The 17,085-nt window shown below is 67.1% G+C and carries 11 protein-coding genes; 8 read left to right on the top strand and 3 right to left on the bottom strand.

Going from position 1 to position 17,085, the window contains the following annotated elements:
* Nucleotides 1–113 precede the first annotated feature (113 nt).
* The 4 genes from thiD to ACVWY5_RS23260 all read left to right on the top strand — a co-directional run bounded on the left by thiD (nucleotide 114) and on the right by ACVWY5_RS23260 (nucleotide 4,261).
* On the top strand, nucleotides 114–911 hold the full coding sequence (gene thiD / locus ACVWY5_RS23275) for a bifunctional hydroxymethylpyrimidine kinase/phosphomethylpyrimidine kinase (RefSeq protein WP_028338283.1): 798 nt from the start codon (nucleotides 114–116) through the stop codon (nucleotides 909–911).
* A gap of 403 nt (nucleotides 912–1,314) precedes the next feature.
* Nucleotides 1,315–2,127, top strand: coding sequence for a UDP-2,3-diacylglucosamine diphosphatase (locus tag ACVWY5_RS23270; RefSeq protein WP_028338282.1), 813 nt, complete (start codon nucleotides 1,315–1,317; stop codon nucleotides 2,125–2,127).
* Nucleotides 2,124–3,215, top strand: coding sequence for a glycosyltransferase family 4 protein (locus ACVWY5_RS23265; protein WP_028338281.1), 1,092 nt, complete (start codon nucleotides 2,124–2,126; stop codon nucleotides 3,213–3,215). Before ACVWY5_RS23270 ends, ACVWY5_RS23265 begins: the two co-directional genes overlap by 4 nt.
* A 56-nt stretch (nucleotides 3,216–3,271) precedes the next feature.
* The gene (locus ACVWY5_RS23260) at nucleotides 3,272–4,261 is read left to right on the top strand and encodes a threonine/serine dehydratase (RefSeq protein WP_028338280.1); all 990 of its coding nucleotides are present in this window, start codon (nucleotides 3,272–3,274) and stop codon (nucleotides 4,259–4,261) included.
* A 289-nt stretch (nucleotides 4,262–4,550) separates the two neighbouring features.
* On the opposite strand, the gene ACVWY5_RS23255 is transcribed toward ACVWY5_RS23260, so the two are convergent.
* Nucleotides 4,551–5,828, bottom strand: coding sequence for a hypothetical protein (locus ACVWY5_RS23255; RefSeq protein ID WP_028338279.1), 1,278 nt, complete (start codon nucleotides 5,826–5,828; stop codon nucleotides 4,551–4,553).
* A 75-nt stretch (nucleotides 5,829–5,903) separates the two neighbouring features.
* Between ACVWY5_RS23255 and ACVWY5_RS23250 the strand changes: the two genes are divergently transcribed.
* Nucleotides 5,904–7,076 carry an MFS transporter gene (locus ACVWY5_RS23250; RefSeq protein ID WP_028338278.1) on the top strand — a complete coding sequence of 391 codons (1,173 nt, stop codon included), beginning with the start codon at nucleotides 5,904–5,906 and terminating at the stop codon, nucleotides 7,074–7,076.
* Here the strand turns inward: ACVWY5_RS23250 and dgcA are convergent.
* Nucleotides 7,073–8,074 carry an N-acetyl-D-Glu racemase DgcA gene (gene dgcA / locus ACVWY5_RS23245; RefSeq protein ID WP_028338277.1) on the bottom strand — a complete coding sequence of 334 codons (1,002 nt, stop codon included), beginning with the start codon at nucleotides 8,072–8,074 and terminating at the stop codon, nucleotides 7,073–7,075. The genes ACVWY5_RS23250 and dgcA overlap by 4 nt on opposite strands.
* A gap of 141 nt (nucleotides 8,075–8,215) precedes the next feature.
* Between dgcA and ACVWY5_RS23240 the strand changes: the two genes are divergently transcribed.
* The 3 genes from ACVWY5_RS23240 to ACVWY5_RS23230 all read left to right on the top strand — a co-directional run bounded on the left by ACVWY5_RS23240 (nucleotide 8,216) and on the right by ACVWY5_RS23230 (nucleotide 11,107).
* Entirely contained in the window at nucleotides 8,216–9,349 is a 1,134-nt protein-coding gene (locus ACVWY5_RS23240) for an MlaE family ABC transporter permease (RefSeq protein WP_028338276.1), read from the top strand.
* A gap of 2 nt (nucleotides 9,350–9,351) precedes the next feature.
* A complete protein-coding gene (locus ACVWY5_RS23235; protein WP_028338275.1) occupies nucleotides 9,352–10,122 on the top strand; it encodes an ABC transporter ATP-binding protein in 771 nt (256 codons plus the stop codon).
* A gap of 118 nt (nucleotides 10,123–10,240) precedes the next feature.
* Entirely contained in the window at nucleotides 10,241–11,107 is an 867-nt protein-coding gene (locus ACVWY5_RS23230; protein WP_028338274.1) for an MlaD family protein, read from the top strand.
* 228 nt (nucleotides 11,108–11,335) lie between these two features.
* Here the strand turns inward: ACVWY5_RS23230 and ACVWY5_RS23225 are convergent, their stop codons facing one another.
* Nucleotides 11,336–17,083, bottom strand: a complete 5,748-nt coding sequence (locus ACVWY5_RS23225; RefSeq protein ID WP_456671698.1) for an apolipoprotein A-IV repeat region-like domain-containing protein — start codon at nucleotides 17,081–17,083, stop codon at nucleotides 11,336–11,338.
* Nucleotides 17,084–17,085 lie beyond the last annotated feature (2 nt).

The following is a 17,085-nucleotide window of genomic DNA, read 5'->3' as shown; positions in this document are numbered from 1 at the left end:
AGGCCAACTTGCGGTAAAGTCAGGCGAACTTGCTGCCGATCGGCGGCCGGGCTAGGACAGGCCATGGTCTTGTTCGTGATGCTCTCATTCGTATCAACCGCTGGTGCTGCAAGATGACGCCGGTCGCGCTCACCATTGCCGGCTCGGACTCCTCGGGCGGGGCGGGCATCCAGGCCGACCTCAAGAGCTTTGCGGCGCTCGGGGTCTATGGCGCCTCCGCGATCACGGCGCTGACCGCGCAGAACACCACGGGGGTCAGCGGCATCCATCCGGTGCCCGCGTCATTCGTCGCCGCCCAGATCGATGCGGTGTTCTCTGACCTCGAGGTCGGCGCGGTCAAGATCGGCATGGTGGCGCAGGCCGAGACAATTGCGGCGATCGCCGATGGGCTGAGGCGCTGGGCGCCGCGCCACATCGTGCTCGATCCGGTGATGGTCGCTACCTCCGGCGATCGGCTGCTTGCCGCCGAGGCGGTCGATGCGCTGAAGACCCTGCTGTTTCCGCTGGCCTCGCTGATCACGCCGAACCTGCCCGAAGCGGCGGCGCTCTTGAACGAGCCGGTCGCCTCAAGCGAGGCCGACGTCGAGCGACAAGGCAAGCGATTGCTGACGATGGGATGTCGTGCGGTACTGGTCAAGGGCGGCCACGGCCATGGCGCCGACAGCATCGACTATCTGATCGACGCCGAGCGCAGCATCGCGCTGGCTGCGCCGCGGATTGCGACCGCCAATACGCATGGTACCGGCTGCTCGCTGTCCTCGGCAATCGCAGCAGGGCTCGCGAAGGGCGAGAGCATGGAGACCTCCGTGCGCAACGCCAAGGCCTGGATCACCGAAGCAATCGCCGCCGCAGATCGTTTTGCCGTCGGCCACGGCCATGGGCCGGTGCATCACTTTCACAAATATTATTGAAGCCCGGAGCTGCGTAGCCCGGATGGAGCGCAGCGAAATCCGGGAACAGATCATCCGCGGACGCAGAACCCCGGATTACGCTTCGCTTCATCCGGGCTACGTCGTCTTCGTTCACTGAAGATGGAGCCCGTCATTGCGAGGAGCGATAGCGACGAAGCAATCCATTTCCCCGCTTGCGGCGCAATGGATTGGTTCGCGTCGCTCGCAATGACGGTAGATCAGCGTTCCTGTGCATTTCAGTGCCTCTTCCACACAGTCGCGACCGCCGATGTCGCCAGATTGTCGCACGCTGCTGTTATCCGCAGGGAAGCGGCGTACTGCTGATTCTCGTTAACTGTTTGTGGGGCCTTGGGTCGCGGGGATCGTCATCGCCTTGTCACAGGAATCTGTTAGGTGCACAGGCATGGGAAGCGACTCCTTGAGTGAAGAAAGTCCCGAGCGGCACTTTCGCACTTTGTTTATCTCCGATGTCCATCTCGGAGCCCGCGGTTCGCAAGCAGACCGCCTGCTGGACTTCCTCCGCTCTCACGATGCCGACACGATCTACCTCGTTGGTGATATCGTCGACGGCTGGGCGCTGAAGTCGAACTGGTACTGGCCGCAGACCCATAACGATTTCGTGCAGAAGATGCTGCGCAAGGCGCGCAAGGGCGCCAAGGTGATCTACGTCCCGGGCAACCACGACGAGTTCCTGCGCAAATATTACGGCACGCATTTCGGCGGCATCGACGTGGTGGAGAACACCGTTCATACCGGCGCCGACGGCAAGCGCTATCTTGTGATCCACGGCGACATTTTCGATCTCGTGGTGCAGAACGCGCGCTGGCTCGCCCACCTCGGCGACAAGGCCTACGATTTCGCGATCCAGATGAATCGCTTCGTCAACTTCTTCCGCAAGATGTTCGGCGTGCCGTACTGGTCGCTGTCGCAATGGGCCAAGCTGAAGGTCAAGAAGGCGGTGAACTATATCGGCGCGTTCGAGGCGACGCTTGCCGGCGAGGCGCGGCGCCACGGCTGCGACGGCGTGATCTGCGGCCACATCCACTACGCGACGATTCATGACGAGCAGGGCATCCGCTACATGAATTGCGGCGACTGGGTGGAGAGCTGCACCGCGCTCGCCGAGCACGAGGACGGCCATTTCGAGATCATCACCTGGACCGACCCGGTGCGCCGGATCGCGCCGGTTCCGCGAGTGACGGCACGCGCTGCATGACGCATATCCTGGTCGCGACCGATGCGTGGCATCCCCAGGTCAACGGGGTTGTCCGCACGCTGACCATGATGGCACAGGCGGCGAAATCGCTCGGCGTCGAGGTGAGCTTCCTGACGCCGGACGAATTCCGCACCTTCGCGATGCCGAGCTACCGCGATCTGAGGCTGGCGCTGCCGTACCGGGCCAAGGTCGCAAGTCTGATCGAGGCGGCGAGGCCCGACAGCATCCATATCGCGACCGAGGGCCCGATCGGGCTTGCGGTGCGCCGCTACTGCCGCAAGCGCGGCCTGCCGTTCACGACGAGCTTCCACACCCGCTTCCCCGAATACGTCTCGGCGCGGACGCCGGTCCCGGAAGCCTGGGTGTGGCGGGCGCTGCGCTGGTTCCACCGGCCGAGCCGGGCGGTGATGGCGGCGACCCCGGCGCTGGCGGCCGAGCTGCGTCAGCGCGGCTTCCGCAACGTGGTGCTCTGGTCGCGCGGCGTCGATACCGCGCTGTTCCATCCGCGCGACGTCGATCTCTGCCTGCCGCAGCCGGTCTATCTCAGCGTCGGCCGGGTGGCGGTGGAGAAGAATCTCGAGGCGTTCCTCGATCTCGATTTGCCGGGAACCAAGGTCGTGGTCGGCGACGGCCCGGCGCGGGCGGCGCTGGAGCGGAAATATCCGGACGCCGTGTTCCTCGGCGCCCGCCATGGGGAAGAATTGGCTGAGATCTACGCCGCGGCCGATGTGTTCGTTTTCCCGAGCCGTACGGATACGTTTGGTCTGGTGCTGCTGGAAGCGTTGGCCAGCGGCCTGCCGGTTGCCGCTTTTCCGGTCACCGGTCCCCGCGACGTGATCGGCGCGGCGCCGGTCGGCGTGCTCGACGCGGATCTGCGCCATGCCTGCCTGGAGGCGCTCAGCATCCCGCGGCAGGCCTGCGTCGATTTTGCCGCGCTTCACACCTGGCAAGCCTCAGCCCGGGTGTTCATCGACCGCTGCATGAACGTCCGCCCCGCGCCGCCAGACGGCGAGGGGGAGGCGCTCGAATTCGGTGCCGAAGAGCACCATTTTGTGGCGCTGCCGGCGACCCAGCCGACCTCACGCTAGTCAGGTCACGCTAAAGCGTCTTGCCCGCCAGCCCGGCGCCGCGATACAAATCGCGAATGACGGACACCGTTCTCAATCCACCCGTCGCTGCCGCGGACATCGATGCCGCCGCAAGGGTGGTCGCGCCGTTCGCGGTGCGCACGCCGCTCCTGACCTTCCCCGTTCTCAACGAACGCGTCGGCAGCCAGATTTTCCTCAAGCCCGAAATGCTGCAGCGGACCGGATCGTTCAAGTTTCGCGGCGCCTTCAACAAGCTCGCCTCGATCCCGCAGGACAAGCGGAGCGGCGGCGTCGTCGCGTTCTCCTCGGGCAATCACGCCCAGGGCGTCGCCGCTGCGGCCAAGATCCTCAACATGCAGGCGACCATCGTGATGCCTGCGGACTCGCCGATCACCAAGCGCGAGCGCACCAAATCCTATGGCGCCGAAGTCGTGCTCTACGACCGCGATCGCGACGACCGCGAGGCGATCGCCAACGGCATTGCCGGCAAGCGCGGCGCGACCTTGGTGCGCCCCTACGACGATCCCTTCGTGATCGCGGGCCAGGGCACCGCCGGCCGCGAGATCGCCGAGGACATGGCCGCGCTCGGACTGACGCCCGACATCGTGGTCGCGCCCGCTTCGGGCGGCGGATTGATCGCGGGTGTTGCGACCGCGGTGAAGGCGAAATACCCGCAGGCCCAGGTGATCGTCGCCGAGCCCGCGGGCTATGACGATCACGCCCTGTCGCTCAAGGTCGGGCATCGCGAGGCGCATCCGGTCGCGGCGCGCACCATCTGCGATGCGCTGATGGCGATGATGCCGGGCGAACTGACCTTCGCCATCAACAGCAAGCTGCTCGCCAATGGCGTCAGCGCCTCCGACGACGAGGTCGGCGCCGCCGTCGCCTTCGCCTATCGCGAGCTGAAGCTCGTGGTCGAGCCTGGCGGCGCGGTCGGGCTCGCGGCGCTGCTGGCCGGGCGGATCGATGCCAAGGGCAAGAACGTCGTCATCGTGCTGTCGGGCGGCAATGTCGACGCCGACCTGTTCGCGAAACTCGTCGCCTGACATCGGGTTAGGCGCAGATGCTGCCGCGGTACATGAGCTGGCTCGCGTTGCGCGTGCGGTTCATGGGACATGAATGCTTCGCGCCACTCGTCACGCGCGGGCTTGCCGCCTCCACTCACGCTTCGGCACGCCATCGCAACAATGCCTCGGCGAAGCCCTTGGCTTGGCCGGGACTGTGCATCCATCTCAAAAGCTCTTTGATCGATGGATTGCCGGGGCATAGGCGAGCTCAAGCGACGCCTTCCTTCGGATGGTATGCCCGGCAATGACGAAGTACGAACGCCGGCGCCTACGAGAAGAACGCCATCTTCTCGGCCTGGCTCATGCGGCGGATTGGCGCGAGCGGGTCGTTGGCCGCCGCACTCGGCTTTTTCAGAAGGCCGCTGGCGATGATGGTCGAACCGAGTGAGATTTCTGCTGCAGGAGCATGGGCAGGCTCAACGCCGGGCGGGAGAGGCGGCGGCATCACCAGAGTTTCGGCAATCGGCGCCGCAGCCACCGGCGGCGGCGCGATCTTGACCGCGAGTTTCGGCGTGGGCGCCGGTGCAGGCTCGGGCTGAATGGCCGGCGCAACCATTTCGGGCTCGGCCGCCATCGCCTCGGCGACGCGCATCTCCTCGGCGGCGCGCATTTCCTCGGCGATCGCCTCTTCGTCGATCGGATCGGGCGCGCCCATCTCCATCGCGATCAGGTCGAGTACCGCTTCATCATGGGCGTCGGCCGCCGCTTCGTCGGTGACGCGGGCGAGTTCCGCGGCTTCGGCTTCGGCCAGCGCGGCTTCAGCCTTGAGCCATGCTTCGCTCGGCTGCGGCGTGACGGCCGTAGTGCCGGGCACCGCGGTGGGAATCGCGGCTTCGACGTTCGGCGCCGCAGCGGCCTCCTGAGGCGGCGCTGGCGACGTAGCAGCCATATCGAGGGCTGCACCTTCGCCCATCGGTGGCGGCGCGGGAGCCGCTGCCGGCGGCTCCGCAACCGGCGCCTCGGCCACATCTGGCTCAGCCGCAGGCGTCGCCGCATTGTCCGGATCAAACTCGCTGAGGCGGCGGGCCAGCGCAGCGAAGGCGGCATCCAGCACGGCCTTGGCATCGTCCATCGAGACCTCGGCAGCACCGGCCTCGATCGCGCTGACCTGCGAATCGATGATGTCGCAGATCCGGCCGTCATTGCCGATCTCGCGCAGCCGCCAGGAGATTTCCCTGATCACCCGCACGCCCTTGCGCACCGGCGCGAGGCTCTGCTCGAAGCTGACGCCGTCGAGCGCGGCGATGGCGGAGGCCTGGGTGGCTTCGATTGCGCCGCGCAGGGCGGTCAGCGCCTGCGCCAGTTGCTCGTCCCTGATCGCCGCTGCGGCGGCTTGCCGCTGCGCGCTGAGGCTTTCCTCGATCCGGGCCACGGCATCGAGCACCATGCGGGTATCGGCATTGCGGTTGCGCTTGGCGTATTCGCCGAGGAACCAGCGGCCCCTCGAGGTCTCCATGAAGGCCGCGCTGATCGCGGCATAGTCCTCCTCGCTCGGCAGGGCCGCGCGGGCGGATATCGGCGACAGGGCGAATGCTTCTTCGGCCATCACAATCTCTCCGCGCAAATCACTGCGCGTTACGCTAACGATCACCACGATATCGCGCGAATCGCAATTGAATTGATGTCTTCCGAATCACAAATCCCCATTGCAGCAAAGGTTGCATCGCGGCGATTCGCGCGCAGCCTAGCGGCATTCTATGCCACGCTGTTCGGCATGACCGGGGTTCACCTGCCGTTTTTCACGGTGTGGCTGAAGGCGGTCGGCATCGACGCCACTTGGATCGGCATCATTACCGCGGTGCCACCGGTGACGCGCTTCACCGTGCTGCCGCTGGTCACCGCAGCGGCGGAGCGGCGTCAGATGCTGCGCGGAGCGATCATCGCCACCGGATTCGCCACGGCGTTCGGCTTTGCCGTGATCGGCACCCAACACCAGCCGTTCGTGCTGCTCGCGATCTATGCGCTGACCTGCTGCGTCTGGACCCCAATGGTGCCGCTGACCGATGCCTATGCGCTGCGCGGCGTCAGGCAATTCGGCCTCAGCTACGGACCGCTGCGGCTCTGGGGCTCGGCCGCCTTCGCGGTCTGCGCGCTGCTGAGCGGCTTCCTGCTCCGCTATGTCGCGGAGGTCGACCTGATCCGGATCATCACGGCCGTGACGGTGCTCGGCGCGCTGGTCGGGCTGACGCTGCGGCCGCTGGGCCGTCCAGTGGCAGCCGCCGCGCCGACCGCCGGCGCGCCAAAACTGCTGCGCAATCCCTCCTTCCTCGCCATCATCGTCTCCTCGGCGCTGATCCAGGGCAGCCACGGCGCCTATTACATCTTCGCATCGATCGCCTGGCAGCAGGCCGGCTTCAGCGGCCTGACGATCGCTTGTCTCTGGGTGCTCGGCGTGATCGCCGAGATCGTGCTGTTTGCGGCCTCGCCGCGCTTCACGCTGCCGTCGGCTGTGCTGGTGATGATCGCGGCGTCCAGTGCCGCGGCGCGCTGGGCGATCACCGCGCAGGACCCGCCGCTTGCGGTGCTTGCAGTTGTGCAGCTCGGACACGGGCTGAGCTTCGGCCTGACGCAGGTCGGCATCATGGGCCTGATGGTGCACCACGTGCCGGTTCACGTGATGGCGCGCGCGCAGGGCTATCTCACCGCCTGCGGCGGCATTGTCGCGAGCACCACGGCGATCGTCAGCGGCATGGTCTATGCGCGCTTCGGGCTCGGCGTCTACGACATGATGGCCGCAATGGCGGCCACGGGCGGGCTCGTGATGTGGCTGGCGCGTAGGCGCCTCACCGATTAGCCCCAGAGCGCGGCGTCCGGCGGATAGACCAGGCTGCCCTTGTAGCGCAGGCCGTGGTCGCGGTCCTTCGCCAGCAGCAGCGCGCCGTCGAGATCGACGAAGCGCGCGGCTTGCGCGATCAGCATCGCCGGCGCCATCGCGAGCGAGGTCGCGACCATGCAGCCGATCATGATCTCGAAGCCGTGCGCGCGAGCAGCATCCGCCATCGCCAGCGCTTCGGTCAATCCGCCGGTCTTGTCGAGCTTGATGTTAACGGCGTCATAGCGGCCGCGCAGGCCGGCAAGCGAGCCGCGGTCGTGCACGCTCTCGTCGGCGCAGACCGCAACCGGCCGCCTGATCCGCCCCAGCGCCTCGTCCTTGCCCGCCGGCAGCGGCTGCTCGATCAGGGTGACGCCGGCATCGGCGCAGGCCGCGAGATTGGCGGCGAGGTTGTCCTCGGTCCAGGCTTCGTTGGCGTCGACGATCAGCTCGGATCGAGGCGCCGCCTTGCGCACGGCGGCGATCCGTGCGCCGTCGCCATCGCCGCCGAGCTTGATCTTGAGCAACTGACGATGCGCAGCCTTCGCGGTGGCCTCCGCCATCGCCTCGGGCGTCCCGAGCGAGATCGTATAGGCGGTGGTGCGCGGCTCCGGTGCCGGCCGGCCGAGCAGGTTCCAGATCCGCCTGCCGGCGCGTTTGGCCTCAAGGTCCGCCAGCGCGCAATCCAGCGCATTGCGGGCGGCGCCGGCGGGCATCCGGGCCTGCAAGGCGATGCGGTCCATGCCGCCGGCGAGCGGCGCCTGCATCGCCTGGATCGCCTGGAGCGTCGCCTCGGGCGTTTCGGCATAGCGCGGGTAGGGTACGCATTCGCCGCGGCCGGTGAGGCCGCCCTGGCTTACCTCGGCGACCACGACGATGGCCTCGGTCTTGGTGCCGCGGCTGATCGTGAAGGTCCCCGCGATCGGCCAGCGCTCGATCCGGCTGCTCAGGGAAATCGCTCCGGGAGGGGTGGAAGTCATTTTAAAGTCTACTATTTCCTGAACCGTAGCTTGCGACGCGCAACCAACTATGGCTGTTTAGCGACAGATTCGACAAGCCGATCCGGCAGCGCCGGAGATCAGCGTTAGCGGCAGCCAGCCGGCTTGAGGGGTGGGTTAGAGGTGAGCGGCGACCCGACACTGGAGCGGATAGCCCAAGGCGAAGGACTGGCGTTGTGCGCGGCGGGCAACTGGACGGCCCGCTTTGCTCCTGCGCTCGAGCGGATCGTCTCCGACGCGGAGAAGCTGCGCGGCAGCCGGCCGCACATCTTCATCGATGTCTCGCAGGTCGCGAGCCTCGACACCTTTGGCGCCTGGCTGATCGAGCGCCTGCGCCGCAGCCTCAGCGACGCCTCCGCCGAAGCCGAGATCGCGGGCCTCTCCGCCAATTATTCCAGCCTGGTCGACGAGGTCCGCCGCGTCGGCCCCGCGCCCAGGGTCGTCAGCGACCCGTTGTCGATATCGGGCATGCTCGAGCAGATCGGGCGCACCGTGGCGGGGATCGGCGGCACCATCATCGGCCTCGTCGACATGCTCGGCGCGGTGCTGGTGGCCGCCGGCAAGGTGCTGATCCATCCGCGCAGCTTCCGCCTGACCTCGACCGTGCATCACCTCGAGCAGGTGTGCTGGCGCGCGGTGCCGATCGTGGTGCTGATCACCTTCCTGATCGGCTGCATCATCTCGCAGCAGGGCATCTTCCATTTCCGCAGGTTCGGCGCCGACATCTTCGTCGTCGACATGCTGGGCGTCTTGGTGCTGCGCGAGATCGGCGTGCTGCTGGTCGCGATCATGGTCGCGGGCCGTTCCGGCTCGGCCTATACCGCCGAGCTCGGCTCGATGAAGATGCGCGAGGAGATCGACGCGCTGCGCACCATGGGCTTCGATCCGATCGAGGTCTTGATCCTGCCGCGCATGCTGGCGCTGGTGCTGGCGCTGCCGATCCTGGCCTTCCTCGGTGCGATGGCCGCGCTGTATGGCGGCGGGCTGGTGGCCTGGCTCTATGGCGGCGTCGATCCGGAAGCCTTCCTGCTCCGCCTTCGTGATGCCATATCGATCGACCATTTCATCGTCGGCATGGTCAAGGCGCCCGTCATGGCGGCAGTGATCGGTATCGTCGCCTGCGTCGAAGGCCTGGCGGTGCAGGGTTCGGCGGAGTCGCTCGGACAGCACACCACCGCGTCGGTGGTGAAAGGGATCTTCTTCGTGATCGTGATGGACGGCGTGTTCGCGATCTTCTTCGCCTCGATCGGGATGTGATCATGGCGGAAGAGGACAACGACGCCATCATCCGGGTCCGCGACATCACGGTTCAATTCGGCAACACGCGGGTGCTCGACGGCCTCAACCTCGACGTCAGGCGCGGCGAGATCCTCGGCTTCGTCGGGCCCTCGGGCGCCGGCAAGTCGGTGCTGACGCGCACCATCATCGGGCTCGTGCCGAAAGTTGCCGGCCGCATCGAGGTGTTCGGTGTCGATCTCGACGCCGCGAGCACCTCGCAGCGCCGTGCCGTCGAGCGCCGCTGGGGCATCCTGTTCCAGCAGGGCGCGCTGTTCTCCTCGCTGACGGTGCGCCAGAACATCCAGTTTCCGGCGCGCGAGTATCTGCGCGTCTCGCAGCGGCTGCTCGACGAGATCATGGTGGCGAAACTGGTGATGGTCGGGCTGAAGCCGGAAGTCGCCGATCGTTATCCGTCGGAATTGTCGGGCGGAATGATCAAGCGCGTCGCGCTGGCGCGCGCACTCGCGCTCGATCCCGAGCTCGTGTTTCTCGACGAGCCGACCTCGGGTCTCGATCCGATCGGCGCCGGCGAGTTTGACGAGCTGGTGCGCACCCTGCAGCGCACTTTGGGGCTGACCGTTTTCATGGTAACCCACGATCTCGACAGTCTTTACACCGCGTGCGACCGTATCGCCGTTTTAGGGAACGGTAAGATCATTGCTGCAGGATCAATCGCCGACATGAAGGCGTCGCAGCATCCATGGCTGCAGCAATATTTCAACGGCAAGCGCGCCCGTGCCGTTGTGGCCTAGCCCATGATCCCGAAACCTGGAGCCGATTTTCGGGCGAGATCATGCGCCAACAGGAATTCGACGGGCTCGAACGCAGCTGGCTGCGCGAGGGCCCAAGAGTGATCAACGCGAGTAATTGATGGAAACGCGGGCGAACTACGTCTTGATCGGGGCTTTCACGCTGGCGGTGATCGCCGCCGCATTCGGCTTCATGCTGTGGTTCCAGAGCCTGCACACCACCAAGCAGCGCAGCCCCCTGCGGGTGATCTTCGAAGGGCCGGCGTCAGGCCTGCGCAACGGCGGCAATGTCAATTTTAACGGTATTCGGATAGGGGAAGTGGTCTCGGTGAAGCTCGACAACCCGCGACGCGTGGTTGCGCTGGCGATGATCGAGAACAACGCACCACTCCGCAAGGACACCCTGGTCGGTCTCGAGTTCCAGGGCCTCACCGGCGTCGCCGCGATTTCGCTCAAGGGCGGCGAGGAGGCCGCCCCGCCGGTGCCGCTGGACGAGGACGGCATCCCGGTTCTGACCGCCGACCCGAATGCGCTGCAGGACGTCACCGAGGCGATCCGCGCCACCCTGCAAAACGTCAACCGCATCGTCGCCGACAATCAGCAGTCGGTGAAGAATTCGCTGAAGAATCTCGAGGTCTTCACCCAGGCGCTGGCGCGCAATTCCGAGAAGATCGACAACGTCATGCTCAAGGTCGACGGCGTGATGGGCAAGGCCGACAGCCTGATGCTGGGCCTCAATGCGATCGCGGGCGGCAACAATGGCAGCGAGCTGAACCTGATGGTGAAGTCGATCCGCGAGCTCGCCGAGGATCTCGACAAGCGCTCCAATCTCCTGATCAACGACGGCCGCAGGACGCTGTCCGACATCAGCCGCGCGGTGAATAATTTCGACCGCAACCCGAGCCGGGTGATCTTCGGCGGCAGCAACAACGCCGCACCCGAGCCCGCGCCGGCACCAGCGGCACCCGGGCCGCGGCGGCGGCAATAAAGGGCGAATGGCGAACAGTTTCGCTGCCCGCTGGTCGCACTGTCATTCCGGGGCGGTCCGTAGGACCGAACCCGGAATCTCGAGATTCCGGGTTCGATGCTTCGCATCGCCCCGGAATGACGCTGTCGAGTCTTCGTCGACGCGAATTTGCCAATCCCGCCCAAAATAAAACGGAGGCCTTCGGCCTCCGTTTCCATTTGCTATTCGCTACTCGCTTACTTCGCCGGCTTATCCCAGCCGTCCCGCGGCATGCGCGAGCAGGGTGTAGACCAGCCCGGTCTCCGAGGTGAGGTGGCTGCTCAGCTCCTGCTGGCCGCGGCCGTCGCGGGCGACTTCGTCGAGGAGGCGCTCGAACTCCGCGATGTAGCGGTCGACCGTCTGCTTGAAGCCGCGGTCGGCGCGATACTTGCGGGCGACCTCGTCGAAGGCCTTCTGGCCGGCCGGCGTGTAGAGGCGCTTGGAGAACGCCTTGTTCTCGCCGCGCTGGTAGCGATCCCACATCTCGGCCGCAAGTGTGCGGTCCATCAGCCGGCCGATGTCGAGCGACAGCGATTCCAGCGGATTGGCGGGCTGCTGCTGCGGACGCGGGCGCTGCTGGGCGTCGCGGCTCTGCGGGGCAGGCGGCGGTGCGTCGCTGCGGTTGAGCAGGTCGGACAGCCAGCCGTCGCCGTTGTTGTCGGAGCCTGCCGGGCTGACCGACGGGGCCTCGGTGCGGCGCGAGCTCGTCATGCCGAGATCCGGCGGCGGCAGCGTCGAGGCGCTGTTGCCGTTGTCCCGCATGCGCACATCGCCGCGGCCGCCGGCGGCAGCCACCACCGGCTCCTCGTGGCGAACGCTGGCGCGGCTGGTCGAGACCACGTCGAGTCCGCGGCCGTGATGAGCGACGATGCGGTTCAGCTCGGCCAGCGCCTCGATCTGGTCGACGATCACCTTGCGCATCTGCGCGGTGTTCTCGGCGGCCTCCTGCGGCATCTCGAGCACGCCGCGGCGCAGCTCGTTGCGGGTGGCCTCGAGCTCGTTGTGCATCTCGCTCGCCATCTGCTTCATCGCCGTGACCATCGCGGAGAACTTCTCCGTCGATTCCCTGAACATCGCATCGGTCTCGGCGTTGCTCTGCTGGTAGAGGTCGTTCATGGCGTCGACGGTCTGCTGACGCTCGTTCTCGGCTGCCAGGCGCACCGCCTCGAACTGCTTGCTGATCGCAGCCGAACCGGCGCCTGCGGTCTCCGCCACCACCCGGGCGATGTCGCGGGCGCGTTCCTCGGCCGCTCCGAGCGATTCATCGAGCAGCCCGGTGAAGCGCGACAGCCGCTGGTCGAGATCGGTGGTGCGCAGGTCGATGGTCGTGACCAGCGCTTCCAGCGCCGACTTGCGCTCGCTGACGGAGGCCGTCGTCGAGCGGTTGGCCTGCTCGACCACGGCAGCCGCATCGATCAGCGCCTTGCCGTGGGTCTCGAACTGGCTCGACAGCGCGCCGAGATCTTCCAGCGCCTTGCCGGTCTTGCTGTTGAACACCGTGAGCTGGTCTTCCAGCGTCTGGGTTGCCACGCCGTTGCGCGAGGTGACGTCGTTCATGGCGGACACGAAGTCGGCCACGCGGGTCACCAGCGCGCGCTCCAGCGAGTTGAGGTTGTCGTGGGCGCCGGTCAACACTTCCTGCAAGAGGATGTTGCCTTCGCGCAGCCGCTCGAACAGCGCGACCGTATCGGTGCGCAGGATCTTGCTGGTCTCCTGCATCTCCGTGACGGCCGAGATCGAGACCTGGCGCGACTGGTCGATCGCCGTGCGCGAGGCCTGCTCGAGCTCCTTGAGCGACTTCGCCACCGCGCCGGTCGCCTGATCGCCGGCCGAGGTGATGTTGCGCGCGACATCGCTGCCGTGGGCCGCCATCGACTGTGAGAAGGCGAGGCCGCGGGTTTCGATCGCCTTCAGCGCATCCGCGGTGGCGCGATCCATGTCGCTCGACAGCTGCGTGGTCTTGGCGGTCAGCGCCTCGACCAGCGAGCCGCGGCGGCCGTCGACCATCTGCGACAGACGCTCGGTCTGCTGCTGCACATAGGTGACGATCTCGTCGGTCTTGCCGGTCATTGCCGAGCCGAAGGCGCTGGAGGCCGACAGCACTGAACGTTCGATGTCGGCGGAGGTCGTCTTGACCTTGGTCGAGACCTCGTTGGACATGGTGATCAGCGCAGCCTGCGCATTCTGCGCCGAGGTCTGGATGTTGTCGGTGGTCTTGACCGTGACCGCTCCCAGCGCGCGCTCGATATCGGTCGAGAGCGTGCGGATCTGGGCGGCGGCATCGGCGGAGGTCGCCGCAAACGAGCTCTGGGCCTCGCGGGCGCTGCCGAGGATGGTCTGCGCAGTCTCCGCGCTGGCCGTGGTCAGCGAGCGCTCGATCTCGGCGGAGATCTCGCGGATCTGGCTTGCGGCTTCGCTGGAGGTCGCCACGAACGAGCTCTGGGCGTCGCGGGCGCTGCCGAGGATCGCCTGCGCGGTGTTGGTGCCGACCGAGGTCAGGGTGCGCTCGACATCGACGGCCAGCGACTTGACGTGGTCGGCTGCTTCCGTCGACGCGGTGACGAGGGTGTTCTGCGCCTCGCGGGCGCCGGCCGTCAGCACCTCGACGGTACCGGAGCCGGCCATCGACAGCGCACGCTGGATGTCGGCGGCAAGCGCCGACACCTTGGTTGCAGCCTCGGTCGACGCGTTGACCAGGGTGCTCTGGGCCTCACGCGCACCTGATGTGATCGATTCCGCGGTGGCCGAGCCGGCCATCGACAGCGAACGCTCCATATCGGCCGCCAGCGAGCGGACCAGGTCGGTGGCCTCGGTGGATGCGCCGGCCAGCGTGCTCTGGGCCTCGCGGGCGGAGGCGACGACGGCTTCCGCGGTGGCGGAGCCCGCCATCGACAGCGAGCGCTCGATGTCGGCCGACAGTGTCCGGACCAGATTGGTGGCGTCGGTCGACGCGCCGGCCAGCGTGCTCTGGGCCTCGCGGGCCGAAGCGACGACGGCTTCCGCGGTGGCGGAGCCCGCCATCGACAGCGAGCGCTCGATGTCGGCCGACAGTGTCCGGACCAGATTGGTGGCGTCGGTCGACGCGCCGGCCAGCGTGCTCTGGGCCTCGCGAGCGGAGGCGACGATGGATTCCGCGGTGGCGGTGCCGGCGGTCGAGAGCGAGTGCTGCACGTCGGCCGCGAGCGTGCGGACCAGGGTGGCGGCTTCGGTGGATGCACCGGCAAGCGTGCTCTGGGCCTCGCGAGCGGAGGCGACGACGGCTTCCGCGGTCGCGGTGCCGGCCATCGTGAGCGAGCGCTCGACGTCGCTGGCGAGCGACTTGACTTGGCCGGTGACGTCGGTCGACGTCGAGATCAGCGTGGTCTGGGCCTCGCGGGCACCGGTCATGATCGCCTCGGCGGCGGCTGAGCCGGCCATCGACAGCGACTGCTCGACATCGGTGGCCAGCGACTTGACCTGGCTTGCGGCCTCGACCGAGGCGCTGACCAGCGTGGTCTGCGCGTCGCGGGCGCCGGACAGCACGGAGGCTGCGGTGGCGCTGCCGGCCGCCTGCAGCGTGCGCTCGACATCCTCGGACAGCGCCTTGATCTGCGAGGCGACGTCGCCGGAGGCCGAGACCAGCGACACCTGGGCGTCGCGGGCACTGGTGAGGATCGAGTTGGCGGCGCTGGTGCCGACGGCGGTCAGCACGCTCTCGACTTCGGCCGAGCTCAGCTTGAGCTGGTTGCCGACGTCCGCGGACACGGTGAGCAGCGCCTGCTGCGCAGTGCGCGCGCCGGTCTGGATGGTTTCGCTGGTGTTGACCACGAGGTTGGTCAGCGAACGCTCGGCGTCCTCGACATGGGACTTGATGCTCGACGACAGCAGCTCGGCGCGGGACATCAGGTCGTCGCTTGCCTGGCGGCCGCTGCTCTCGATGCGGCCGGCGACGGCCTCGACGCGCGAGCCCAGAAGGTCCTCGAACTGCGCGACGCGGGTGTCGATGTCGCCGGCGATGACGCCGACGCGGCTCTCGATGCCCTGCTGGATGTCGGCGAAGCGTGCCGAGATGGTGTCGGTCAGGTTCGCGCTGTGACCATTGATGGTGTCGGCGAGGCGGGTGCTGTGGCCGTTGAGGGTGTCGACCAGGCGGATGTTGTGACCGTCGATGGTCTCGGTGACGCCGTTGATGCGATGGTCGACCGCGGCGATCGCCTGCACGGTGCCTTCGGTCAGGGTGGTGGTGAGCAGGCCAAGCCGCGAGTCGATCGACTGGATCGCCTGGGAGGCGCCGTCGGTCAGCTGGGTCGCGAGCGTGCCGAGATGGCCGTCGATGGTCTCGGTGACCGACTTGGCGCGGCTCTCGAACGTGACTTCGAGGGACTTCATGCGGCCGTCGATCGCGTCATCGAGCGATTGCAGACGGCCGTCGAACGAGCCGATCTTGCTGGCGAGCGAACTATCGAACGACGACAGCTTGTCGGTCAGCGAGGCGTCGAGATTGGTGACGCGGCTGCCGAGCGTGGTCTCGAACTGCAGCAGGCGCTGGTCGAGCGAGGCGGTGATCTCGCCGCTGTTGGTGGTGACGCGATGGTCGAAGGTGTCGACATAGGTCTTCAGGCTGTCGGCGATGTCCTGGGTCCGCTGGCCCATGCGTTCGACGATGTCGCCGCCGAAGGTCTTCACCGTACGGTCGAATTCCGAGATGTGGCGGGTGATCAGCGCGCCGAGCGTGCCGGAGTCGCGGGCGAATTTCTCGGCGAGCTCGCTGCCATGGTTCTTCACCAGGTCGTCGAATGCGCTCATTTGCAGCGACAGCGAATCGTGCGCGGTCTCGGTCTGGCCCACCACCTTGGCGACCAGCGAATTGACGGTGACGTCGAGCGCCTCGCTTGCCTTGTCGCCGGACGTCATGATCTGGCCGGCGAGGCGGTTGCCGGCGTCGTCGATCTTGCTGACGAGGTCGTTGCTGCGCAGCTCGAGCTCGAGCAGCAGCGAGTCCGCGGAGTTCTTCAGGGAGTCGTGGACCTCTTCGGTGCGGTCGGAGATGCCGTCGACGATGACAGACGAACGCTGCTCGAACTCGCCGGTGATGCGGTCGATGCGCTCGTTCAGCAACTCGTGGACGCGATCGGCCAGATCGACGAACTCGTCATGGACGTGGCCGGTCTTGAAGTTGAGGCTGGTGGTCAGCCGTTCTGAGGCGTCCATCACCGCGCGCGTGGTCTCGGCGCTGGCTTCCTCGAGACGGTCGAGCAGGTCGCCGCCGCGCTCGCCGAGCGCGAGGATCATGTTGTCGCCGGCATGGCTCAGCGCGGTCGTGATGTGCTGGCCGCGCTCTTCCAGCGCGCCGGTGATGCTCTTGGCGACCTCGTCGACGCGCGATGCGATCGCGTCGGAGATCAGCGCGATGTCGTGGCGCAGGTCGATCTGCACGCCGGAGATCGCGCTGCGCACCTGCTCGGCCTGGCCGACCAGGTTGTCGCGCTGGTGGGCGATGTCCTGCAGCAGCGCGCGGATGCGCACCTCGTTGTCGGAATAGGCGCGTTCCAGCGCCGCGACCTCGTTGGCGACGAGGGTCTCGAGTTCGCCGGCGCGCGCGATCGCGCGCTCGACGCCGTCGCCCATCGCCGCGACCTCGCGGCGGATCGCCTGGCCGACCGTCACCATGGAATCGGCGGCGGCGTTTTCCGGCTCGGAGAATCGCATCGCGACCTGCGCCATCGATTGCGCGATCATCTGCATGCGCTGACCATGCGAGGCGAGGCTGGCGAGATAGTAGAACAGCAGGATCGGCACGGCGAACAGCGCGGCAAGGCCGGCGAGCACCAGGACGCCGGTGCCCTGGGCCATCGAGGCCTGCAGGGCCGGCCAGAACGCGATGGTGAGGATGACGCCGCCCAGCAGCCATGCGCCGGAGCAGACAAAGAACAGCGTGAAGGCGTTGCGCGCGCGTCCTCCCTGCAGCGTCTGCAGCATCT

This window comes from Bradyrhizobium sp. USDA 3256 (genome assembly GCF_054058275.1).
The sequence above is the reverse complement of the archived record's forward strand: the minus strand, read 5'-3'. Positions and strand labels throughout refer to the sequence as shown.